At 63.1% G+C, this 20136-nt stretch carries 23 protein-coding genes; 9 read left to right on the plus strand and 14 right to left on the minus strand.

Annotation, left to right across the window (positions count from 1 at the left end; translation table 11 throughout):
* Positions 1-84 precede the first annotated feature (84 nt).
* The 3 genes from AAEZ08_RS11050 to sutA all read left to right on the plus strand — a co-directional run bounded on the left by AAEZ08_RS11050 (position 85) and on the right by sutA (position 2271).
* Positions 85-1335: an ammonium transporter gene (locus AAEZ08_RS11050; RefSeq protein ID WP_500124272.1), complete on the plus strand. Its 1251-nt coding sequence runs from the start codon at positions 85-87 to the stop codon at positions 1333-1335.
* A gap of 103 nt (positions 1336-1438) precedes the next feature.
* A complete protein-coding gene (locus AAEZ08_RS11055; RefSeq protein ID WP_500124273.1) occupies positions 1439-1864 on the plus strand; it encodes a secondary thiamine-phosphate synthase enzyme YjbQ in 426 nt (141 codons plus the stop codon).
* A 77-nt stretch (positions 1865-1941) separates the two neighbouring features.
* Entirely contained in the window at positions 1942-2271 is a 330-nt protein-coding gene (sutA, locus tag AAEZ08_RS11060; RefSeq protein WP_011911739.1) for a dormancy-specific transcriptional regulator SutA, read from the plus strand.
* 77 nt (positions 2272-2348) lie between these two features.
* Here the strand turns inward: sutA and AAEZ08_RS11065 are convergent, their stop codons facing one another.
* From AAEZ08_RS11065 to lptM, 6 genes are all read right to left on the minus strand, one after another.
* The gene (locus AAEZ08_RS11065; RefSeq protein ID WP_102820684.1) at positions 2349-3050 is read right to left on the minus strand and encodes an HAD family hydrolase; all 702 of its coding nucleotides are present in this window, start codon (positions 3048-3050) and stop codon (positions 2349-2351) included.
* The gene (gene xerC / locus AAEZ08_RS11070; protein WP_003283416.1) at positions 3047-3946 is read right to left on the minus strand and encodes a tyrosine recombinase XerC; all 900 of its coding nucleotides are present in this window, start codon (positions 3944-3946) and stop codon (positions 3047-3049) included. The genes AAEZ08_RS11065 and xerC overlap by 4 nt, the downstream gene beginning before the upstream one ends.
* A gap of 66 nt (positions 3947-4012) precedes the next feature.
* A complete protein-coding gene (locus tag AAEZ08_RS11075) occupies positions 4013-4708 on the minus strand; it encodes a DUF484 family protein (protein WP_003283418.1) in 696 nt (231 codons plus the stop codon).
* Positions 4705-5535: a diaminopimelate epimerase gene (dapF, locus tag AAEZ08_RS11080; protein ID WP_500124274.1), complete on the minus strand. Its 831-nt coding sequence runs from the start codon at positions 5533-5535 to the stop codon at positions 4705-4707. The genes AAEZ08_RS11075 and dapF overlap by 4 nt, the downstream gene beginning before the upstream one ends.
* A gap of 10 nt (positions 5536-5545) precedes the next feature.
* On the minus strand, positions 5546-6793 hold the full coding sequence (lysA, locus tag AAEZ08_RS11085; protein WP_102820686.1) for a diaminopimelate decarboxylase: 1248 nt from the start codon (positions 6791-6793) through the stop codon (positions 5546-5548).
* A gap of 12 nt (positions 6794-6805) precedes the next feature.
* Complete coding sequence (gene lptM / locus AAEZ08_RS11090) at positions 6806-6946, minus strand: LPS translocon maturation chaperone LptM (RefSeq protein ID WP_003283423.1); 141 nt, start codon at positions 6944-6946, stop codon at positions 6806-6808.
* Positions 6947-7134: 188 nt separating this feature from the next.
* Between lptM and cyaY the strand changes: the two genes are divergently transcribed.
* A complete protein-coding gene (gene cyaY / locus AAEZ08_RS11095) occupies positions 7135-7467 on the plus strand; it encodes an iron donor protein CyaY (protein ID WP_102820687.1) in 333 nt (110 codons plus the stop codon).
* Positions 7468-7627: 160 nt separating this feature from the next.
* Positions 7628-8032, plus strand: coding sequence for a nucleoside diphosphate kinase regulator (rnk, locus tag AAEZ08_RS11100; RefSeq protein WP_015278422.1), 405 nt, complete (start codon positions 7628-7630; stop codon positions 8030-8032).
* A 153-nt stretch (positions 8033-8185) separates the two neighbouring features.
* On the opposite strand, the gene AAEZ08_RS11105 is transcribed toward rnk, so the two are convergent.
* The 8 genes from AAEZ08_RS11105 to argH all read right to left on the minus strand — a co-directional run bounded on the left by AAEZ08_RS11105 (position 8186) and on the right by argH (position 16250).
* On the minus strand, positions 8186-11008 hold the full coding sequence (locus AAEZ08_RS11105; protein ID WP_500124275.1) for a class I adenylate cyclase: 2823 nt from the start codon (positions 11006-11008) through the stop codon (positions 8186-8188).
* A gap of 150 nt (positions 11009-11158) precedes the next feature.
* The gene (locus AAEZ08_RS11110) at positions 11159-11404 is read right to left on the minus strand and encodes a TIGR02647 family protein (protein ID WP_003283428.1); all 246 of its coding nucleotides are present in this window, start codon (positions 11402-11404) and stop codon (positions 11159-11161) included.
* Between the two features lie 78 nt (positions 11405-11482).
* Positions 11483-11926 carry a hypothetical protein gene (locus AAEZ08_RS11115; protein ID WP_082643955.1) on the minus strand — a complete coding sequence of 148 codons (444 nt, stop codon included), beginning with the start codon at positions 11924-11926 and terminating at the stop codon, positions 11483-11485.
* Between the two features lie 62 nt (positions 11927-11988).
* Positions 11989-12516, minus strand: coding sequence for a hypothetical protein (locus AAEZ08_RS11120; protein WP_003283430.1), 528 nt, complete (start codon positions 12514-12516; stop codon positions 11989-11991).
* A gap of 91 nt (positions 12517-12607) precedes the next feature.
* Positions 12608-13756: an NnrS family protein gene (locus AAEZ08_RS11125; RefSeq protein WP_500124276.1), complete on the minus strand. Its 1149-nt coding sequence runs from the start codon at positions 13754-13756 to the stop codon at positions 12608-12610.
* A gap of 40 nt (positions 13757-13796) precedes the next feature.
* On the minus strand, positions 13797-14276 hold the full coding sequence (locus AAEZ08_RS11130) for a GNAT family N-acetyltransferase (RefSeq protein WP_102820740.1): 480 nt from the start codon (positions 14274-14276) through the stop codon (positions 13797-13799).
* Positions 14277-14301: 25 nt separating this feature from the next.
* Complete coding sequence (locus AAEZ08_RS11135; RefSeq protein WP_500124277.1) at positions 14302-14859, minus strand: AAA family ATPase; 558 nt, start codon at positions 14857-14859, stop codon at positions 14302-14304.
* The gene (argH, locus tag AAEZ08_RS11140) at positions 14856-16250 is read right to left on the minus strand and encodes an argininosuccinate lyase (RefSeq protein ID WP_500124279.1); all 1395 of its coding nucleotides are present in this window, start codon (positions 16248-16250) and stop codon (positions 14856-14858) included. The genes AAEZ08_RS11135 and argH overlap by 4 nt, the downstream gene beginning before the upstream one ends.
* A 206-nt stretch (positions 16251-16456) precedes the next feature.
* Here argH and AAEZ08_RS11145 point away from each other — a divergent pair, with 206 nt between their 5' ends.
* The 4 genes from AAEZ08_RS11145 (at position 16457) to AAEZ08_RS11160 (ending at position 20130) form a co-directional block, all read left to right on the plus strand.
* Complete coding sequence (locus AAEZ08_RS11145; RefSeq protein ID WP_500124344.1) at positions 16457-17515, plus strand: sensor histidine kinase; 1059 nt, start codon at positions 16457-16459, stop codon at positions 17513-17515.
* Positions 17512-18258, plus strand: coding sequence for a LytR/AlgR family response regulator transcription factor (locus AAEZ08_RS11150; protein ID WP_058063648.1), 747 nt, complete (start codon positions 17512-17514; stop codon positions 18256-18258). Before AAEZ08_RS11145 ends, AAEZ08_RS11150 begins: the two co-directional genes overlap by 4 nt.
* Before the next feature lie 166 nt (positions 18259-18424).
* Positions 18425-19363 (plus strand): hydroxymethylbilane synthase, encoded by a 939-nt coding sequence (gene hemC, locus AAEZ08_RS11155; RefSeq protein WP_058063649.1) that lies wholly within the window; start codon positions 18425-18427, stop codon positions 19361-19363.
* Positions 19360-20130, plus strand: coding sequence for a uroporphyrinogen-III synthase (locus tag AAEZ08_RS11160; RefSeq protein WP_500124280.1), 771 nt, complete (start codon positions 19360-19362; stop codon positions 20128-20130). Before hemC ends, AAEZ08_RS11160 begins: the two co-directional genes overlap by 4 nt.
* Positions 20131-20136: the final 6 nt, after the last annotated feature.

Raw genomic sequence — 20136 nt, forward strand, 5'->3', positions numbered from 1 at the left:
CTAAAAGCGGTGCAGGCCTTCGATGCAGCATGCGATGGCCTGCGGACCGAACAGCGCATACAGCGCGACAGCAAGAGGTGACACATGGATAGCACTGCATTGATACCCGTCCAGTACGGACTCGATACCTTCTACTTCGTGATCTGCGGAGCGCTGGTGATGTGGATGGCGGCAGGTTTTGCCATGCTCGAAGCCGGTCTGGTCCGGGCGAAGAACACCGCCGAGATTCTTACCAAGAACATCGTGCTCTACTCGCTGGCTTCGATCATGTACCTGCTGGTCGGCTACTACATCATGTACTCCAGCCCGGAAGGTGGCATTTTCCCGAGTCTGGGCTTCCTGATCGGCGACGAACATGCAGTCGACCTGGTCGCGGCCGGGGGTGAGGATGCGCCTTACTATTCCGCTCGCGCTGACTTCTTCTTCCAGATCGTGTTCGCCGCAACCTGCATGTCGGTGGTCTCCGGTGCGGTGGCCGAGCGCATGAAGCTGTGGGCGTTCATCGCCTTCGCTGTGGTGATGACCGGCTTCATCTATCCAGTTCAGGGCTTCTGGAAGTGGGGCGGTGGTTTCCTCGACGCGGCTGGTTTCCTCGACTTCGCCGGCTCCGGCATCGTGCACATGGCTGGCGCGGCTGCAGCTCTGGCGGGTGTCTTGTTGCTCGGTGCACGTAAGGGCAAGTACGGCCCGAACGGCCAGATCAATGCCATTCCCGGCGCCAACATGCCGATGGCGACGCTCGGTGCCTTCATCCTTTGGATGGGTTGGTTCGGCTTCAACGGTGGCTCGCAGCTGAAAATGAGCACCATCGAAGACGCCAACGCGGTGGCCCAGGTCTTCGTCAACACCAACATGGGCGCCGCTGGCGGTCTGATCGCCGCACTGATCACCGCGCGCCTGCTGTTCGGCAAGTCCGACCTGACCATGGTCCTCAACGGCGCGCTGGCCGGCCTGGTGGCGATCACCGCCGAACCGCTGACCCCGAGCGCCCTGCAAGCGACCCTGATCGGCGGTGTGGGTGGCGTGCTGGTGGTGTTCAGCATCCTCGGTCTGGACAAGCTCAAGCTCGATGACCCGGTCGGAGCGATCTCCGTGCACGGTGTCGCCGGCATGTGGGGCCTGATGGCCGTGCCGCTGACCAATGCCGATGCCACCTTCGGTGCACAACTGCTGGGCCTGGTGTCGATCTTCCTCTGGGTGTTCATCGCCAGCCTGATCGTCTGGGGCGTCATCAAGGCAGTGATGGGCCTGCGCGTCAGCGAGGAGGAGGAATACGAGGGTGTGGACGTGGTCGAGTGCGGTCTGGAAGCCTATCCGGAGTTCACTCGCCAGTAACAATTGCGCGGTTCATGACAAGGGCGCCTTTTGGCGCCCTTTGTTTTTTTCTACGCCACGCTAGAATGCGCGCGACCAGCCGTTGAACATGAGCCTCTCGAACATGTGGCAACAGACTCTGATCACCTTGCGAGCGCGGCCACGCGGCTTCCATCTCATTACCGATGAACTGCTAGATGCACTGCCGGAACTGCGGCAATGTCAGGTCGGTCTGTTACACCTGTGGCTGCGGCATACCTCGGCCTCGCTGACGATCAACGAGAATGCCGACTCAGCGGTACGGCGTGATTTCGAACGGTTCTTCAATCGTCTGGTGCCGCAGGGCGAGGACGGTTACGAGCATGACTACGAAGGGCCGGACGACTTGCCGGCACACTTCAAGGCCAGCCTGCTCGGCTGCCAGCTGAGCCTGCCGGTAAGCGCGGGGCGCCTGGCACTGGGGACTTGGCAGGGCGTCTATCTCGGAGAGCACCGCGACCAGGGTGGCGCGCGGCAGATAGTGGCAACGCTGCACGGGACGGCAAGTTGAATTTTTTTTGGTGATGTCGGTCATTCCGCATCGCTGGGCTATAACTTACTCCGCTTTGGCAAGCCATGAGGTAGAACATGAGCGACGAAGAACTAGAACAAGACGATCTGGAAGTGGGCGACGAGGAGGAAGGGGAGGAGCTGAACGCTGCCGATGACGGCGACGACAGCCTCGACGAGGAGGGCACCGACAGCGAGCGGGCCACGCCGACCAAGAAGGCCAAGGCCAAGTCCGCCGAGCCGGACGAGCTGCCGAGCCTGGAAGCCAAGCAGAAGGAGCGCGAAGCGCTGGCGCGGGCCATGGAAGAGTTCCTGGCACGTGGCGGCCGCGTTCAGGAGGTCGAACCCAATGTGGTCGCCGACCCGCCGAAGAAGCCGGATAGCAAGTACGGCAGCCGTCCTATCTGAGCGCGAACGGATCACCAATTACGAAAAAGCCCGCCTGATGGCGGGCTTTTTCGTGTTCAGGCTAATCAGCTTATCGCTCAGTTGCCGCGCCAGCCGAGCAACAGTTTTGGTAGCTCGGCCAGGCTCTGGATTTCGGCGTCTGGATGGTAATCGTGCGACCAGCTGGCTCGTTTGGGATTGAACCAGATCGCCCGCAGGCCCGCCTGCTGCGCTCCGGCGATGTCGTCGAGGGCATGATCGCCGATATGCACTGCCTGATCCGGGCGCGCATCGCCCAGGCGCAAGGCCTGCTCGAATGGGTGCGGATCGGGCTTGCCGATGCCTAACTCCTCGGCGCACAGCGTGAACTGGAAATAGTCGGCCAGGCCCAGGCGGCGCACGTCGGCATTGCCGTTGGTGATCACGCCGAGGGTGTAGTGATTGGCAAGAAATTCCAGCGTGGGCTGCACGTCTGGGAAAATCTGCACCTCATGGCGCGCATCGAGAAATACCTGAAAGGCCCGCTCGGCCAGCTGGTCCGCTTCATCGGCGGGATAGCCGGCGTCGTGCAGCGCGTGCTGCAGGATGCGCCGGCGCAGCTCGCTGATACGGTGGCGCAGCGCCGGGTCCCGTTCAATCAGCATGCGGCGGATCGCGCCGAGGGCCTCGACGGGAAATTCGCCGAGGCGCGGCGCATGCACGCCCAGCCAGCTGCGCAGGGCGGTCTCTGCGCTCTGGATGGCCGGCGTGGTTTCCCAGAAGGTGTCGTCCAGGTCGAAGGTGATCAGGCGAATGCTCATGTGTCGGTGTCCTGCTTGCGCTTGGCGCGCGGATGCGCCTGATCGTAGACCTTGGCCAGGTGCTGAAAGTCCAGGTGGGTGTAGATCTGCGTGGTGCCGATGTCGGCGTGGCCGAGCAGTTCCTGCACCGAACGCAGGTCCTGGGATGACTCCAACAGGTGACTGGCGAAGCTGTGGCGCAACATGTGCGGATGCAGGTGCTGGCCAAGCTCACGCACGCCGGCCTGACGGACCCGCAGCTGGACGGCCCGCGCGCCGAGGCGACGACCCTGTTGGCCAATGAATACCGCGCCATCGGCCGGGTTGGCCAGCGCACGTATTGGCAACCAGGCTTGCAAGGCCTCGCGTGCCTTGCGCCCGACCGGTAGCTCGCGCACCTTGTTGCCCTTGCCGAGCACCCTGACCATACCCGCGGGTAGGTCGAGCTGGTCGAGGTTCAGGCCGACCAGTTCCGACAGCCGCAAGCCGGATGAGTAGAACAGTTCGAGCATCGCCTGATCGCGCAGGCCGATGAAATCGTCCTCCACGCCGCCGTCGAGCAGCTGCATGGCGCGATCGGTATCCAGCAGTCGCGGCAGTCGGCGTTCACCTTTCGGCGCGGATAGACCGGTAGCCGGATCGTGCTGGCAGATTCCTTCCTGATTCAAGTAGCGGTAGAGGCCGCGCACCGATGACAGCAGCCGTGCCAGGCTGCGGCTGGACTGGCCTTGGCGATGCAGCTCGCCGATCAGCTGGCGCAGGTGTCGGCCCTGGAGCGCGGTCCATTCGCCGATGTTTTCGCGCTCGCAATAGGCCAGCAGCTTGTGCAGGTCACGCCGGTAGCCATCCAGCGAGTGGCCCGACAGCTGTCGGGCACTGCGCAGGTATTCGAAGTAGGCGTCGAGTTCATTCTGCATAAGCAGGCTCCAGCCTCAGGCCGCGAGCAGGCGTGCGTGGTGCTTGGCGTTGGTCTGCAATTGCGCTCAGCGTACCGAGCGCAGCGGCGTGCCGAAGCGCGGCAATACGCGGGTCAGCACTTCGGCGATATAGCCGAGGAAGAGGGTGCCCAGCGAGCTCTTGTAATGCTGTGGGTCCGGGCTGCCGATTGCGAGTACACCCAGCTGATTGTTCAGGCTGACTACTGCCGCGGAGCCAACGCTACCGCTGTCTTCGGCGCCGAAGAGAAAGCTCAGTTCATGCGGGCGCAGCACGCCGCAGATGGTCTTGCCGCCGTCGAGCAGGCCGCCGATGCTCTGCTGAGCCTCGCCAGTGCTGACACAGCGGCCTACCGGCAGCGTCGCGTCACTGAACAGGATGAGGCTGACGTAGGGCACCTGGAATTCATGGCGAAGGCTGTCTTCCACGGCACTGACGACTTCTTCCAGGCTGCTAGCGTCGAGCAGGTCGAGCACCAAGCGGCGGGTTTTGTCGAACAGACGGTCGTTGTCGCGTGCCACGTCCATCAATTGCGAAAGACGATGGCGCATCTCGATGTTGCGCTCGCGCAGCAGCTTGACCTGGCGCTCCACCAGCGAGACGGCGGTGCCAGGCTGATGGGGGATGCGCAGCTCCGGAATCAGCTCGTCGTGGTCGACGAAAAATTCCGGATGGGCGCGCAGGTAGGCGGCGACGGCTTCGGCGTCGGGTAGCGGGGTGCTGCCCTGGGTCTGGTCGGTCATAGGCGAACCTGTCCTTCAAATACACGAACGGCGGGGCCGGTCATCATAACCGGCTGTCCGGGGCCTGCCCATTCGATGGACAGACGGCCGCCAGGCAGGTCGAGCTGCACGGGTGAGTCCATCCAGCCCTGGCGAATGGCGGCCACTGCCGCAGCGCAGGCGCCGGTGCCGCAGGCCTGGGTTTCCCCGGCACCGCGCTCCCATACGCGCAGGCGCGCATGACGGCGGTCGACGACCTGCAAAAAGCCGACGTTGACCCGTTGTGGAAAACGCGAGTGATGTTCGATCTTCGGGCCCAGCTCGTGCACCGGCGCCTGCTCGACACAATCTACGCGCAGCACCGCATGGGGGTTGCCCATGGATACGGCGGCAAGCTCGACGCGCTGGCCATCGACTTCGAGCGGATAGCTCAGGGCTTCCTGCTCGGCCTGGAAAGGGATATCTGCTGGCACCAGGCGTGGCGGGCCCATATCGACCCGGATCTGGCCGTCAGGGCGGATATCCAGTTCGATGATGCCGCCCTTGGTTTCGACCTTGATCTTGCGTTTGACGGTCAGGCGCTTGTCGACCACGAAGCGAGCGAAGCAGCGCGCACCGTTGCCGCACTGCTCCACTTCCGAACCGTCGGAATTGAAGATGCGGTAGCGAAAATCCACGTCCGGGTTCTGCGGCGGCTCGACGATCAGCAGCTGATCGAAGCCGACCCCGGTGTGACGGTCGCCCCACTGCTTGGCGTGCTTGGGCTGGATGTGCGCGTGCTGGCTGACCAGGTCGATGACCATGAAGTCGTTGCCCAGACCGTGCATCTTGGTAAAGCGCAGAAGCATGATCTTGGCCTCAAGTGGGCAGCAGGCTTTCGCCGGCGTATAGCTCCTGAACGCTCTCGCGACGGCGCACTTCGAACGCCTGGTCACCGTCCACCAGCACCTCGGCGGCGCGGCCACGGGTGTTGTAGTTGGAACTCATGACGAAGCCGTAGGCACCGGCCGAACACACCGCCAGCAGGTCGCCTTCGACCAGCGCCAGCTCACGATCCTTGGCGAGGAAGTCGCCGGTCTCGCAGATCGGTCCGACGATGTCGTAGCGGCGCGTATCGCCTTCGTGGGGCTGCACTGCGATGACGTTCATCCACGCCTGGTACAGCGCCGGACGGATCAGGTCGTTCATCGCCGCATCGACGATGGCAAAATCCTTGTGCGCGGTGTGCTTGAGGTATTCCACGCGGGTCAGCAGTACGCCTGCGTTGGCGACGATGGAGCGGCCCGGCTCGAATACCAACGCCAACCCGCGGCCTTCGATGCGCTGGCGCACGGCCTGGATGTAGTCGCCGGCCAGCGGTGGTTGCTCGTCACGGTAACGCACACCGAGGCCGCCACCGAGGTCCAGATGGCGGATCTGGATGCCGCGTGCGGCGAGTCGATCGGTCAAGGCGAGCAGGCGGTCGAGCGCGTCGAGGAAGGGCGGCAGGCTGGTCAGCTGCGAACCGATATGGCAATCGACGCCGACCACTTCCAGGTTCGGCAACTCGGCTGCGCGGGCATAGACCGCCTCGGCGTTGTCGATATCGATGCCGAACTTGTTCTCTTTCAGACCGGTGGAAATGTACGGGTGGGTGCCGGCATCGACGTCAGGATTGACCCGCAGCGATACCGGCGCCTTTTTGCCGAGCTCGGCGGCGACCTGCTGCAGGCGCTCCAGCTCGTCGGTGGATTCCACGTTGAAGCAGTGCACGCCGACTTCCAATGCGCGACGCATGTCGTCACGGGTCTTGCCGACGCCGGAGAAGACGATACGGTCCGGCTGCCCACCGGCGGCCAGCACGCGCTCCAGTTCACCGCGCGAGACGATGTCGAAGCCGGCGCCAAGGCGCGCCAGCACGTTCAGCACTCCAAGGTTCGAATTGGCTTTGACGGCGAAGCAGACCAGATGCGGCATGCCTTCGAGCGCATCGGCATAGGCCCGGTACTGGGCCTCGATGTGCGCGCGGGAGTAGACGTAGGTCGGGGTGCCGAAGCGTTGCGCAAGTGCGGGCAGTGCCACGCCTTCCGCGAAGAGTTGACCGTCGCGGTACGAGAAGGCCTCCATGAACAGCCTCCTTTAGAGTTCGAAACGGTCTTTGGAACGTTCTTTGACGGTTTGCTCGTCATCCGGCAGGTACAGCGGACCTTTCTGGCCACAACCGCTGAGCGCGGCGGCGAAGACGGCGAGGGCGATGAAGGGAAGCAGGAGGCGCTTCATGGGGGCTGGAATCCTTGAAAAATCTAATCGCCGGAGTATACCCAGCACCCGGCGGATTGCCTATGCGAGCAGCACGCCACACGGCGGCTGTGCCGGCAGGCGACTCGCTTGATCCGGTTGCGCCCTGCTAAGCTCGCCGCCATCGCGCCCGGCCAGCGCCGCGCGCAGAACAATCGAGGAAGTGTTGCATGAGCCTGAGCGAAGCCCGTTATCACGATCTGGTCGATGCTGTGCAGGAGAGCGTCGAAGACGTGTTCGATGACACCAGCATGGACGTGGACCTGGAAAATTCCGGTGGTGTGCTGACCGTGCGTTTCGATAACGGCAGCCAGCTGATCCTTAGCCGACAGCCCGCGCTGCGTCAGCTGTGGGTGGCGGCGCGCTCTGGCGGCTTTCATTTCGACTATGACGAAGGCAGCCAGCTGTGGCTGTGCGATGCCAGCGGTGAGCGCCTCGGCGAACTGCTGACGCGGGTGACGCTGGAGCAGGGCGGCGAAGCCATGGAGTTCGAGGATATCTGACTCATGCCACCTGCAGCCCCGTTTCCCGGGGGCTGCAGGCAGGGGCCTTGCTTATTCGGGCTGCTGTGATAGTGTCTCTCGCAGGTCAACAAAACCCCGCCTTCGGGCGGGGTTTTGCTTTTTTCGTCTTTTGACTTTTCCCAGGAGCTTGCCAGAACCCATGACCAGTGCACCGCCGATCATCCTTACCCAACTCGATCTGCAGCGCCTTGAGCGGCTGCTCGACAGCCTGGACGACTACGGTCCGGCCGCCGAAGCGCTCGAGCAGGAACTGTCGCGGGCGCAGATCGTGGAACGCAGCGAGATGCCTGCGGGCGTCGTGACCATGAACTCGCGTGTGCATTGCCTCGACGAGGGGACTGGCAAGGAATATCACCTGACGCTGGTCTACCCTCACGACGCCGGCAAGGAAGGAACCGTGTCCGTCCTAGCTCCAGTGGGAACCGCGCTGCTGGGTATGAGCGTCGGCCAGCACATCGACTGGCCAACCCCGGCTGGAAAGATCATCAAGCTGACCCTGCTCGCCATCGAGTATCAGCCTGAAGCGGCTGGCGATCCTTTCTGACGGTTGACGCGCACTGCCCCTGTTGCCCGATTGCCGCCGCAGTGGTCGGGCTCGCCGTCCCTTCGTTCGCCCAATCCAGCACGGCTATTGGGTATGGCGATTGCTGGTGCACCTCGCGGTCTGGCTCAATCAGTCGCCATTAAGCCTGTCCGATCACGCCTCGATCGCTGCGTTGATCGCCGCTTCCAAGCGAGATTTGTAACGCAGGTACTGCACCGTTTGGCTACGGTTATTGCCGTGCAGGCCCGTGAGGTCGAGGTCGGTGATGTAGCAAGGGTAGCGCTCGCCATCGCGGCGGCGGGAAATGATGGCCTGTGCCACTGCTGCAAACAGCTCGGTGCCGTACTCCAGCCCGGAAAACTCCTGATGGTTGCAGTACAGCGTGACCTGCGAACGGCCGCTCTCGCCGGCTTCGACGATGGCTTGTACATCGTAGAACGGGTCATTGATCTCGCCGTGTGGCGCTGGTCGTCTTTCGAGCTGCGACGGGTGTGCGCCCTGTCCGGGTTGGATGCGATAGAAGAAAATTGTTGGGTCGACCAGCTCCCTGGCTGGATCGAGCTGCTGGGCATTGCGCCGAAAGAGCATCGACTCGAGGAAGCGCATCAATGGGCGCAGCAGCGTGCGCTCGTCGCGATAGGGCAGTTGTTGGCGCCAGAGTGCATTGCATTCATCGAGCACGCTGAGTTCAGCGGTATCTCCGAAGGTGCGATAGAAAACCTGCACGCAGCCCGGCCGCCCCTGAGCGAGAATCAGCGCCAGATCGTCCCCCTCTAGCGCCGCTCTATCGAGCTGGAGCGGGCTATAGCTGTGGTGCGCTTCGCCCAAGTGCTCGTACAGCGCGGCGCGGTCGACCAGATTGGTCAGCCGCAGTTCGTTCGTATCGCGTTGCACCATATGAAAATGCTGGCGAACCTGCAGCAGGTAGCGCCCATGAGCAGTGCGGCCAAGGCTTCGCCGGGCATCATCGAAGATCTGTTCTACCCGGCGCGTGATGGCCTGCCCGCGGTTGCGCGCGAAGCAGAAGAGCTGCAGCTGTGGTGGCTCTGCGGCAGGATCAAGACTGTCCAGGTAATCGCGCAGGCACAGCGGCAGTGCCCTCGGTCCTTCGTAGCGGGTCACCAGCATCTCGTTCCAGCTGTTGAGCGTCACCTGATCCACGCTGAGCACCAGGTTCTCCGGCGCTATGCTCAGGATCGACTGTTCACCGTTCACCAGCCCTGCAGGTGCCTGCAGGGTGGGGTCCCGGCCGACATTGACCAGTAGCAGCACGCGACTGGGATTGCTCGCCGCCAGTAGCGCTTCCTCGTCGACCTGAGAGAGTGGCATCGGCAGCGCACGGCGCAGATCACTGAACAGGGCGAATAGCTCTGCCTCGCTCAGGCCGCTGTCACCAGGGAACAGCGACAAATGGGTGGTGGCATCCACTACCCCGTTGCGGTGGCACCAGGCAAGCAGCGTGACCAGTTCGCGAGAGCGTTTCAGGGGGGCGAAATTGGGTAGCTCCGGCGCAGTGAGCTGGCCCTGGTAGAGCGACCAATGCACGTTGCCCGCAGCGTCATAGCCATGGACCAGGGTCAGACTGTCTTCGGCCATATCCGGCGAAATGCCGAGATTCACTACCTCAACTTTTCCGGCTTTGCGCTCGATGGCTGCGTAAAGACGGCGGCCGAGTACGCCGAGATCGCGGCTGGTGAGTGGGCTGGTCGCCTGCAAGCGACGAGTGAAGTCGCTGAGAAAGCGATAGCCATAGGTCAGTTCGTTGACCAGCGCCCGGCGCTCCTGGCTGACTTGCCTCACTTTCCAACGACTGCGATTGTCGAGCAGCGCCAACTGCCGCTCGTCCCAGTGCCAGGATCGGGTCAAGCGCTCGAGCAAGGTTCGCTGCCAGCTCTTGTTGCGGTTGACTGGTGGTCGGCTCAGCGGACGGTTGATCTTCAGATACAGGCAGCGGCGGGCCAGTTCCAAGCGTTCGTGATCGCTAGGATCGCTCAGATAGTGCTCGATGGCCTGATAGGCAGCGATGTAGGGGTCGAGCTCGTCCAATTCGATTCGGCCGTGATAGATGGCCTGTTTGAAATCCAGCGCCAGGCAACGCAGTTGCGGATACTGGCTGGCATACACCTCAACCAGAAGCAGCTTGAACAGCGATTTGTATGGCGCGGCGATGGCCTTGTAGAGTTGCCAGAGCCCGGCACCGACGAATTCACCGGGTGGCACACGGCCAAGATGACCGAGGTCGAGCACCTCGTCGGCACGCACGAAGCGTTTGGCCAGCAGCGTTGCTACATACTCCTCGTAGCGATGTTCTTCGTAATCGGGTACCAGCCACCACAATGGCGTGCGTCCGCCGAGCCAGAGTGCGGTGCGGTAGAACTCGTCGAGCAGCAGGTAGTGCTGAGTGGTGCCGCAGTCATCGGAGGTCAGCTTGGCGTCGCGCTGGCCTTGGCTGAAACGCAGGGGGTCGACCAGAAAGAAGTGCGCTTCGCTGCCCTGACTCGCCGCCCAGACCTGCAACAGCTCGCACTTTCGGCGCAATTCCGCGATCTGTTTGGCGTCCAGTGCCGGGTCGTGGCACACCCACACATCCAGATCGCTGTGTTCGTCCTGCGCCACTGTGCCCAGGCTGCCCATGAGGAACAGGCCGAGTATCGGCTGGGGGGAGTTGCCGCGCACTGGTTTGTAGGTAAACGAGCGGCTAAGGCGCTGAGCCTCCGTGAGCTGCTCGGCATCCGGCTCGAAGTGAGCGAGGCCGGCGGGCGTGGTAGCCGATACGTAGCCGGGAAAGATCGGATGGTTGACGTGAAAAAGCAGCGGCAACAGCTTGAGTACTTGCTGTTGGCGGGTGGACATGCCTAGCAGGGCGCGTTCCAGCCGTGCGCTATTAACTGCGAGAAAGCGAGCCCGCAGCGTGGCTAGCACCTTGCGATCGATGCCTTCCTCAAGAATTGGTTGGATGTGCTGATTGCGGATCATGGTGCTTCGTGCAGGCGAGACTAACTCCAATTCATCGGCCGATTAGGGCAAGGCTTGAGGCACGGCGCGGGTTTATCAGTAGGAGGCGACCAGCGGCCAGGGCCGGCATTAGCCGACCCTGAGCGGGTGGAGCAGAACGCTAGGGGAGTTTCAGGCCGTCACGGTTTCGGAAAGGATGGTGAGCAACGTCTGCGCCTGTTCGGCCGCGTCGCGGCCCAGGCTGGTGAGATATCCGCCGTCGGCTTGAGTGATAAGGCCTTTGCTGTGCAGGCGGCCGAAAGCGGCGACGGTAGCGGGGCCGGCTTCGTGATGCACCTTCAGCCCTTCCTGCAGATTTTCCAGATTGAACTGTCGAAGTACTTCCAGTTCGGCGACCAACTCAGGGGTATACGACATGCTCGCTCCTCGGATGGTGGGCTCGTGCCCTGTTTGCTGAGTGTAGATGCTGCCGTTGGCCCTGCCTTGATCCAGATCTTATTCGGGTGTTTCAGGCATTTGCGGCAGGTTACGCAACATGGCCTCGTAGGCAGCCCCGTCGAATGGGCGGTCCTCACTGAGCATCGCGTTGATTTCGTGAGCCAGAACCAGCGCCATCATCTGCAGACATTCGTCGCGCTCGTAGCCGACCAGGGTCAACTTGTTAAGGGTGGCCTGGGTAGCCGCCGGTTCGCCGGCTTCGAGCTGATTCTCGATTGCCTGGATCAACGTGGACTCGGCAAAGGCTTCGTTTTCTTCGTTGCTGGGGGTGTCTTGGGCCATGGCGGGGTTCTCGTCGAGCGGTGCCGGATTCTCCTCGTCCAGCTGACAGATCGTGCAGCTGCCGTCGTCCGGCCGATTGGTTTCGACGTAGCGTACCCGGCGCTGGGCTGCCTGGCGATCAGCATCGACGCGAAAGCGGGGGCGGTCTGATTCGGACATGGGCTCCTCCGTATGGATGCCCTCAGCTAAGCATCTGGCAGCCGTCGGGGCAATGCTGCGGCTCAGTCCATGAAGCTCAGTGCCAGGCACAGCAGGCCGAATGCGGCCCACACCAGCGAGAAAATGATGGGCGTACGCAGCGAGAACAGTAGGGTGCGTTTGTAGCGAGGTCCGCCTACCGGGCTGGTGCCCTCGCCGAACAGGGCCGACTCGTTGTTCGGCAGCATGCCCACGCGGCCTTCGAGCTGCAGGAGTTCGGACTGCTTCTGATGCCAGCGCTCGATCACCTCGAAATTCGATTTGATGCCGGGCATGGCATGGAGCGAGGTGATCAAACCCAGCACGGAGAGAATTGCCGGCACTACCAAGCGGAACAGGTCGCCCCATTCGGGGTTGCTGTTGGCCATGGATGAGGCGAACGCGATCATCAGGAACGACTGTGATGACAGGTAGGTGCTGGTGCGATCTGCCAGCAGTGTGGACTCGAAGTGAATTTCGGAGCGGTAGAAGATCAGGCGTTCCTTGGGCGAGTCGAAGAGCTCGGCGCCCTGGGTGTCCTGATTCAGCAGCAGGGTGCGCAGGTCGGTCATGCAGGCCTCGGTGAGTACGGCAGACGTAAAAGGAATTCGCCACCGGCTGCATGTAGGTCAAGCGTAATCCCCGAGAGTTCCGAGCGATGACTCAGCGGTCAGTCGGGTGGCGCGGACTATCGGCGTGCGCATCGCGACAGCGCCATAGCAGCAGCACCAGTGTAAGAAAGGCCAGCGACCAGCAGCCGGCTGCGAGCAGCAACCAGCCCTGCTGAGGCTGGTTCAGCAGAGCTGGTAGTACGCGAGCAAGAGCCGCCAGGCTTAGGAGCAGAGCTGCCGCCTGAAGCCGAGGATGGACGGTTGGATCGCGGAAACGATAGATCAGTCGTGTGCGGGCCATGACCGCGAAGGTCAGGCCGCCCAGTGCGCCGACGCTCAAAGCGTGCAGCGTTGCGTTCAATGGCAGCGTCGGTCGCAGCGTACCCAGGCCGAGCATCAGCAGGCCAACTGCGAGCCAGGTATAGCCTAGAAGCAGAATCAGTAGATCGATGCGCATGCAGCGCCAGGGTCGCCAGCGTAGTAGACGTATCGTTGTGAGTACGCCTGCGGCGACGAGCAGGACACCGGTCAACTGGCGGCTCAGCGACCAAGGCAGGAGATTGAGCAGCAGGGCCAGGCCCAGCAGGATCAGCACGGTGCCTTCGATATGTGGCTGGACCCGCGCATCCAGCCGCCATCCTCGGCTTTGCGCGTAGCCAGCGATGGCCGGTGCAATGATCCGTCCGCCCATGAAAAACATCAGGGCCGCGATCAATAGCAGCGCCTCTTCTAGCATGAGGCGATCGAAGCCAGCTCCAAAGCCGCCGCTGGCGATTGCGCTAAGTAGACTCAGTCCGGCGACCACTGGTGCAACGCTCTGGTTGCGCCATTTCTTCGCGGCGCCGAGAAAGCGCGGCAGTACTTTCCAGGCAAGGCCGGCAGCAAAGGTTGCGGCGCTGGCCAGCGCCAGCCACGAGCCCGGCCATAGCAGGAAGCTCAGCCTTGCCAGCGCCCAGCAGCCGAGCAATGTCAGGGTAAAGCGCAGTGGCTGCGGGCCGAGCAGGTAGCCGGCGATCACGGCCAGGGCGAAGCCGAAGAGCATTTCATGGGCGTGACCGGCGGACGTCGCCAACCCGGGCAGTGCGGGAACCAGCCCAAGTAGGATAAGGACCGACCCGGGGAGCAGAAACGCCGCATACAGCGCCGCCGTAGGGAAGAACCAGACGTTGGCGAAGGGCTGGCGAGGTTTGCGCGGCTGCATCGTATCTCCGGAATATGGGGCAGGCGCGCTTTAGTGGAGGTCAGCCTGCTGCGAAATCTGTCAGCGCGTCGCCGGTAAGACGGTAGCCGATCCACTCGTTCTGTGGCCTGGCGCCGATGGATTCGTAGAAGTCGATGGCCGGCTGGTTCCAGTCAAGGACCGACCATTCGAAGCGGCCACAGCCGCGGGCCACCGCCAGTTTGGCGAGATGGCGCAGCAGCGCCTTGCCGGCACCGACGCCGCGCTGTTGTGGCGTGACGTAAAGATCTTCCAGGTACAGGCCGTGCTTGCCCAGCCAGGTCGAGTAGTTGAAGAAGTACACCGCGTAGCCGATGGGCTCGCCGTCCAGCTCGCAGATCAAGCCGTGGGCTGTGCTGCCGTCGGCGAACAGGCTGTTCTCGATCCCGGCGATGTCGGTCTTGACCTCGTGCTCGGCCTTTTCGTAGATCGCCAGATCGGTGATGAAGCGCAGGATCAGGGCGGCGTCTTCGCGCACCGCGGGGCGAATGTTCAGTGGCATCTCGTTCATCCAGAAGATCGGTCGTTTATCGAGTGGCGGCGCCGGCTGACAGGCCCGCAAGAAAGCGTTCGACGGCCTGGCGTGAATCCAGTCGCAGGTATTGGCGATGCGCCGGAGCATTGCGCATTTCTTCGCCATAGCGATGGCGGTATTTGGCATGGCGCGTCCAGCTCCAGACCAGAATGGACTGTTCGGGCTTGAGGCTGAACAGGTTGGCCCAGCGTTCACGGTTGCCGTTCCACAGCACCTGACGGCTGAAAAGCCGTCGTAAGGTGCGCCAGAGCACCTGGCGCATTACGGTCGGTCGCGGCACATCGAGCCAGATCACCATATCCGCGTGCTCCAGCACCAAAGGGCGGGCCGCGGAATAGTTGCCTTCCACGACCCAGCCATCACCGCGTATTGCTTCGGCGACCTGAGCCTGGAACTGCTCGGTGGGCACGGTTTGCCAGTCGGGCTGGTGATACAGGGCATCCAGCTCGATATGGCGATAACCGAGCTGCGCTGCCAACCGACGCGATAGGGTGGTCTTGCCTGCACCCGAACAGCCGACCACGGAGATACGTCGGCCTGGCGTAATCACCGAGTGGCCAGCAGGCTCTTGCCGCGTGCCACGGCAGCGCGTACCTGGGCCGGTGCCGTACCGCCGATATGGTTGCGGGCGTTCACCGAGCCTTCCAGAGTCAGCACGGCGAACACATCGTCAGTGATCTGATCGCTGAACTGGCGCAGCTCGTCCAGGCTCATCTCGGCCAGGTCCTTGCCGGTCTGCACACCGTACTTCACCGCGTGGCCGACGATCTCGTGGCAGTCGCGGAAGGGCAGTCCCTTGCGCACCAGGTAATCGGCGAGATCCGTCGCGGTGGAGAAGCCGCGCAGCGCCGCTTCGCGCATGATTTCGCGCTTGGGTTTGATCGCCGGAACCATGTCGGCAAAGGCGCGCAGGCTATCGCGCAGGGTGTCCGCGGCATCGAACAGCGGTTCCTTGTCTTCCTGGTTGTCCTTGTTGTAGGCCAGCGGCTGGCCCTTCATCAGCACCAGCAGGCCTGCCAACGCGCCGAATACGCGGCCGGTCTTACCGCGCACCAGCTCGGGTACGTCCGGGTTCTTCTTCTGCGGCATGATCGAGGAACCGGTGCAAAAGCGATCCGGCAGGTCGATGAACTGGAATTGCGCGCTGGTCCACAGCACCAGCTCTTCGGAGAAGCGCGACAGGTGCATCATCGCCACCGAGGCTGCTGCACAGAACTCAATAGCGAAGTCGCGATCGGAAACGCCATCCAGTGAGTTGCCGGAGATCGCTTCGAAACCCAGCAGTTCGCAGGTGATCTCCCGCTGGATCGGGTAGGTGGTGCCAGCCAGCGCGGCCGAACCGAGCGGCATGCGGTTGGTGCGCTTGCGGCAGTCGACCAGGCGCTCATAGTCACGGCTGAGCATCTCGAACCAGGCCAGCAGGTGATGGCCGAAGGTCACCGGCTGCGCGGTCTGCAGGTGGGTGAAACCGGGCATGATGGTGTCGGCTTCGGCCTCCGCGAGACCCAGCAGACCCTGCTGCAGACGGGTGATTTCGCCGAGGATTAGGTCGATTTCATCGCGCAGCCACAGGCGGATGTCAGTCGCGACCTGGTCGTTGCGCGAGCGCCCGGTGTGCAGCTTCTTGCCGGTTACGCCGATGCGGTCGGTCAGCCGTGCTTCGATGTTCATGTGCACGTCTTCCAGGTCGACGCGCCAGTCGAAGGTGCCGGCTTCGATTTCGCCCTGAATGTCTTTCAGGTTGGCGATGATCTGCTCGCGCTCATCGGCGCTCAGCACGCCGGCCTTTTCCAGCATCGTCGCATGGGCGATCGAACCCATGATGTCGTGGCGGTAGAGGCGCTTGTCGAACTCGACGGAGGCGGTGAATCGGGCGACGAAGGCGTCGACGGGCTCGCTGAAACGGCCGCCCCAGGACTGGTTGGTCTTGTCGGTGCTCATGTATGCGCTCGCAGAAATCCGAAGGCTGAGGAAAGGCGGCGATGATAACAGGGATGGTGCCGCTGTCGGGGACGTCGACGCTACGGCGGCGAAGGGTGAGCTGGCTGGCAATTCCGGATTATTCCACTGGGCTGACCGGCGCCCGGCTTGCCGTTGACCGGGTGTGCAAGGAAACTGCCGGGCAGGTAAACCACAGGCTGAAGCGCGTGAAATCCACTGCCGTATCCGATGACTTCTTCGTCCCCGAGCTGTGCCAGCCCGATGCCTTGCTTGGCCTGGTCCTGCTCGCCGAGTTGCTGGTGTTCGTGCTGGTGCTGGCCGAGCCGATGCAGCCTGGCTTTGACTGGATGCGGCTGGCGCTGACGTCGTTGTTCGTGCAGTGGATCGTGCTGCTCTCGGCCGGCACCATGTGTCTGCTGCGGCCCGTGCTGGCGCGTCTGCGCACTGCCTTCGCCGGGCTGGCCTGCTGCGCGCTGGTGGTCGGGCTGACCCTGGCCTGCACCGCGGTGGCCGATATCTACCAGCTCGGCGGCCCGCTTTCGCGCGACGGGGAGGTCAATCTCTACCTGCGTCACGCGCTGATCAGCCTGATCATGTCCGGGCTGTTGCTACGCTATTTCTATCTGCAGAGTCAGTGGCGCCGCCAGGAGCAGGCCGAGCTGCGGGCGCGGATCGAGTCGCTGCAGGCGCGCATCCGTCCGCATTTCCTGTTCAACAGCCTCAACAGCATCGCCGCACTGGTGGCCAGCGATCCGGTCAAGGCCGAGCAGGCGGTGCTGGATCTGTCGGACCTGTTCCGTGCCAGCCTGGCGCGGCCCGGCACGTTGGTGGCCTGGAGCGAGGAGCTGGAGTTGTCGCGGCGCTACCTTTCGATCGAACAGTATCGCCTGGGTGATCGTCTACAGATGGACTGGCGGGTCGACGGAGTACCGGACGATCTGCCGATTCCGCAGCTCACGCTGCAACCGCTGCTGGAGAATGCGCTGGTCTATGGCATTCAGCCACGTATCGAGGGGGGAGTGATCAGTGTGACCGCCGATTATGTCGGTGGCGTGTTTCAGTTGGTGGTCAGCAACCCGTTCGACGAATCCGCTCAAACGCAGGCTTCACGCGGAACGCGCCAGGGCTTGCAGAACATTGACGCACGATTAGCGGCACTTTTCGGTCCGCTAGCGAGTCTCAGCGTGGAGCGCCGTGAAGGCCGCCATTACACATGTCTACGCTATCCATGTGCGAGACAAACGCAGGAAGCCAGATCTATATGAATGTCCTGATTGTCGATGACGAACCTCTAGCCCGCGAGCGCCTCAGCCGACTGGTAGGTGACCTCGACGGCTATCGTGTCCTCGAGCCTGCTGCCAGCAATGGCGAAGAAGCACTGACGCTGATCGAGGAAATGCGCCCTGATGTCGTGCTGCTGGATATCCGCATGCCGGGGCTCGATGGCCTGCAGGTTGCAGCCAGGCTTTGCGAGACCGACGCGCCGCCTGCCGTGATCTTTTGTACTGCCCATGATGAATTTGCCCTGGAGGCGTTCCAGGTGAGCGCGGTTGGCTACCTGGTCAAGCCGGTGCGCCCGGAACACCTCTCCGAGGCCTTGAAGAAGGCGGAGCGGCCGAACCGGGTGCAGCTCGCCGCGTTGACCCGGCCGGCGGCGGTATCCGGTGCCGGGCCGCGCAGTCACATCAGCGCGCGTACCCGCAAGGGCATTGAGCTGATCCCGCTGGATCACGTGATCTACTTCATTGCCGACCACAAGTACGTCACGCTGCGCCACGTTGGCGGTGAAGTGCTGCTGGACGAGCCGTTGAAGTCTCTGGAAGACGAGTTTGGTGAGCGCTTCGTGCGTATTCACCGCAATGCGCTGGTGTTCCGTGATCGCATCGAGCGCCTGCAGCGCACGCCGCTTGGGCACTTCCAGCTGTTCCTCAAGGGCCTTGAGGGCGAAGCGCTGACGGTCAGCCGGCGACACGTGGCAGGTGTGCGCAAGTTGATGCAGAACCTCTGAGTCGCGCTGCATTCGGCGATGGTGCTCCTCAGCCTGGCTGCTGACGCGCTTCATCGCCGTACTTCAGTGCCGTCGCTGCAGCACCGCCCTTTACTTGATTCCGGCCAACTCAGGCTGCTTGTCCGGCCTGTTATCATCGCCGGCAATTCACTGTCTGGAATTGCCCATGTCTCGCGAAATTCGCATCGCCACCCGCAAGAGTGCCCTGGCCCTGTGGCAGGCCGAATACGTCAAGGCGCGCCTGGAGGCGTCGCACCCGGGGCTGAAGGTCAGCCTGGTGCCGATGGTCAGCCGCGGCGACAAACTGCTCGACGCTCCGCTGGCGAAAATTGGCGGCAAGGGATTGTTCGTCAAGGAGCTGGAAACGGCACTGATGGAGAACGACGCCGACATCGCCGTGCACTCCATGAAGGACGTGCCGATGGAGTTTCCCGAGGGCCTAGGGCTGTACTGCATCTGTGAACGCGAAGACCCGCGTGATGCCTTCGTCTCCAATCATTTCGACGACCTGGATGCGCTGCCACCCGGCAGTGTGGTCGGCACCTCGTCGCTGCGCCGCCAAGCCCAGCTGCTGGCGCGCCGGCCGGACCTGAAGATCCGGTTCCTGCGCGGCAACGTCAACACCCGATTGGCCAAGCTCGATGCTGGCGAGTACGACGCCATCATCCTCGCTGCTGCGGGGCTGATCCGCCTTGGCTTCGGCGAGCGCATCCGCTCCAGCATTGGCGTCGATGAGAGTCTGCCGGCCGGCGGTCAGGGCGCGGTCGGTATCGAGTGCCGTACCACCGACAGCGAACTGCATGCGCTGCTGGAATGCCTGAACCACGCGCCGACCGCGACCCGGGTCGTCGCCGAGCGTGCCTTGAACAAGCGCTTGAACGGTGGCTGCCAGGTGCCGATCGCCTGTTACGCGGTGCTTGAAGGCGAACAGCTGTGGTTGCGCGGATTGGTCGGCCAGCCGGATGGCACCGTGCTGCTGCGCGCCGAAGGTCGTGCGCCGGCCGCCGAAGCCGAGGCGTTGGGTGTGCAGGTTGCCGAAGCGCTGTTGGACCAGGGTGCTGAGCAGATTCTCCAGGCAGTTTACGGCGAGGCTGGTCACGAGTGACCGGCTGGCGTCTGCTGCTGACGCGGCCGGCCGAGGAATGCGGTGCGGTCGCGGCATCGTTGGCTGAAGCTGGCATTCGTAGCGCGAGTCTGCCACTGCTGGCGATCGAGCCCTTGGCAGAAACTGCCGAGCAGCGCGCGACGATTCTTGAGCTGGATCGCTACTGCGCGGTCATCGTGGTCAGCAAGCCCGCGGCGCGGTTGGGTATCGAGTTACTCGACAAGTACTGGCCGCAACCTCCGCTCGGCCCAGCGTGGTTCAGCGTCGGCGCCGCCACCGGCGCGATTCTGGAAAGCTATGGGCTGGACGTCAGCTGGCCGGAGCGTGGCGATGACAGCGAGGCATTGCTGGCGCTGCCGCGACTCGACGAAGCGCTGGCCAGGCCCGATCCAAAGGTGTTGATCCTGCGCGGGGAGGGTGGTCGCGAGTTCCTGGCCGAGACGTTGCGTGGGCGTGGCGTGCAGGTGGATATGCTCGAACTCTACCGGCGCAGCCTGCCCGATTACCCTGCGCTAACGCTGGCAACCATGGTCCGCTCGGAACGGCTCAACGGCCTGGTGGTCAGCAGTGGACAGGGTTTGCTGTCGCTGCGTGATCTGGCGGCCGATACCTGGCCCGAAATGCTTGAGCTACCCTTGTTCGTACCCAGCCCGCGGGTGGCGGAGATGGCTCGGCAGTTGGGCGCCAAACGAATTGTGGATTGCCGCGGCGCAGGTGTCGCGGCCTTGCTGGCGGCGCTGCGGGAAACCGCGGTGACTGCCTCCTGAAGCAAA

The sequence above is a fragment of the Pseudomonas sp. E45-MNA-CIBAN-0222 genome (assembly GCF_040310405.1).
GTDB classification, from domain to species: domain Bacteria; phylum Pseudomonadota; class Gammaproteobacteria; order Pseudomonadales; family Pseudomonadaceae; genus Stutzerimonas; species Stutzerimonas stutzeri_AC.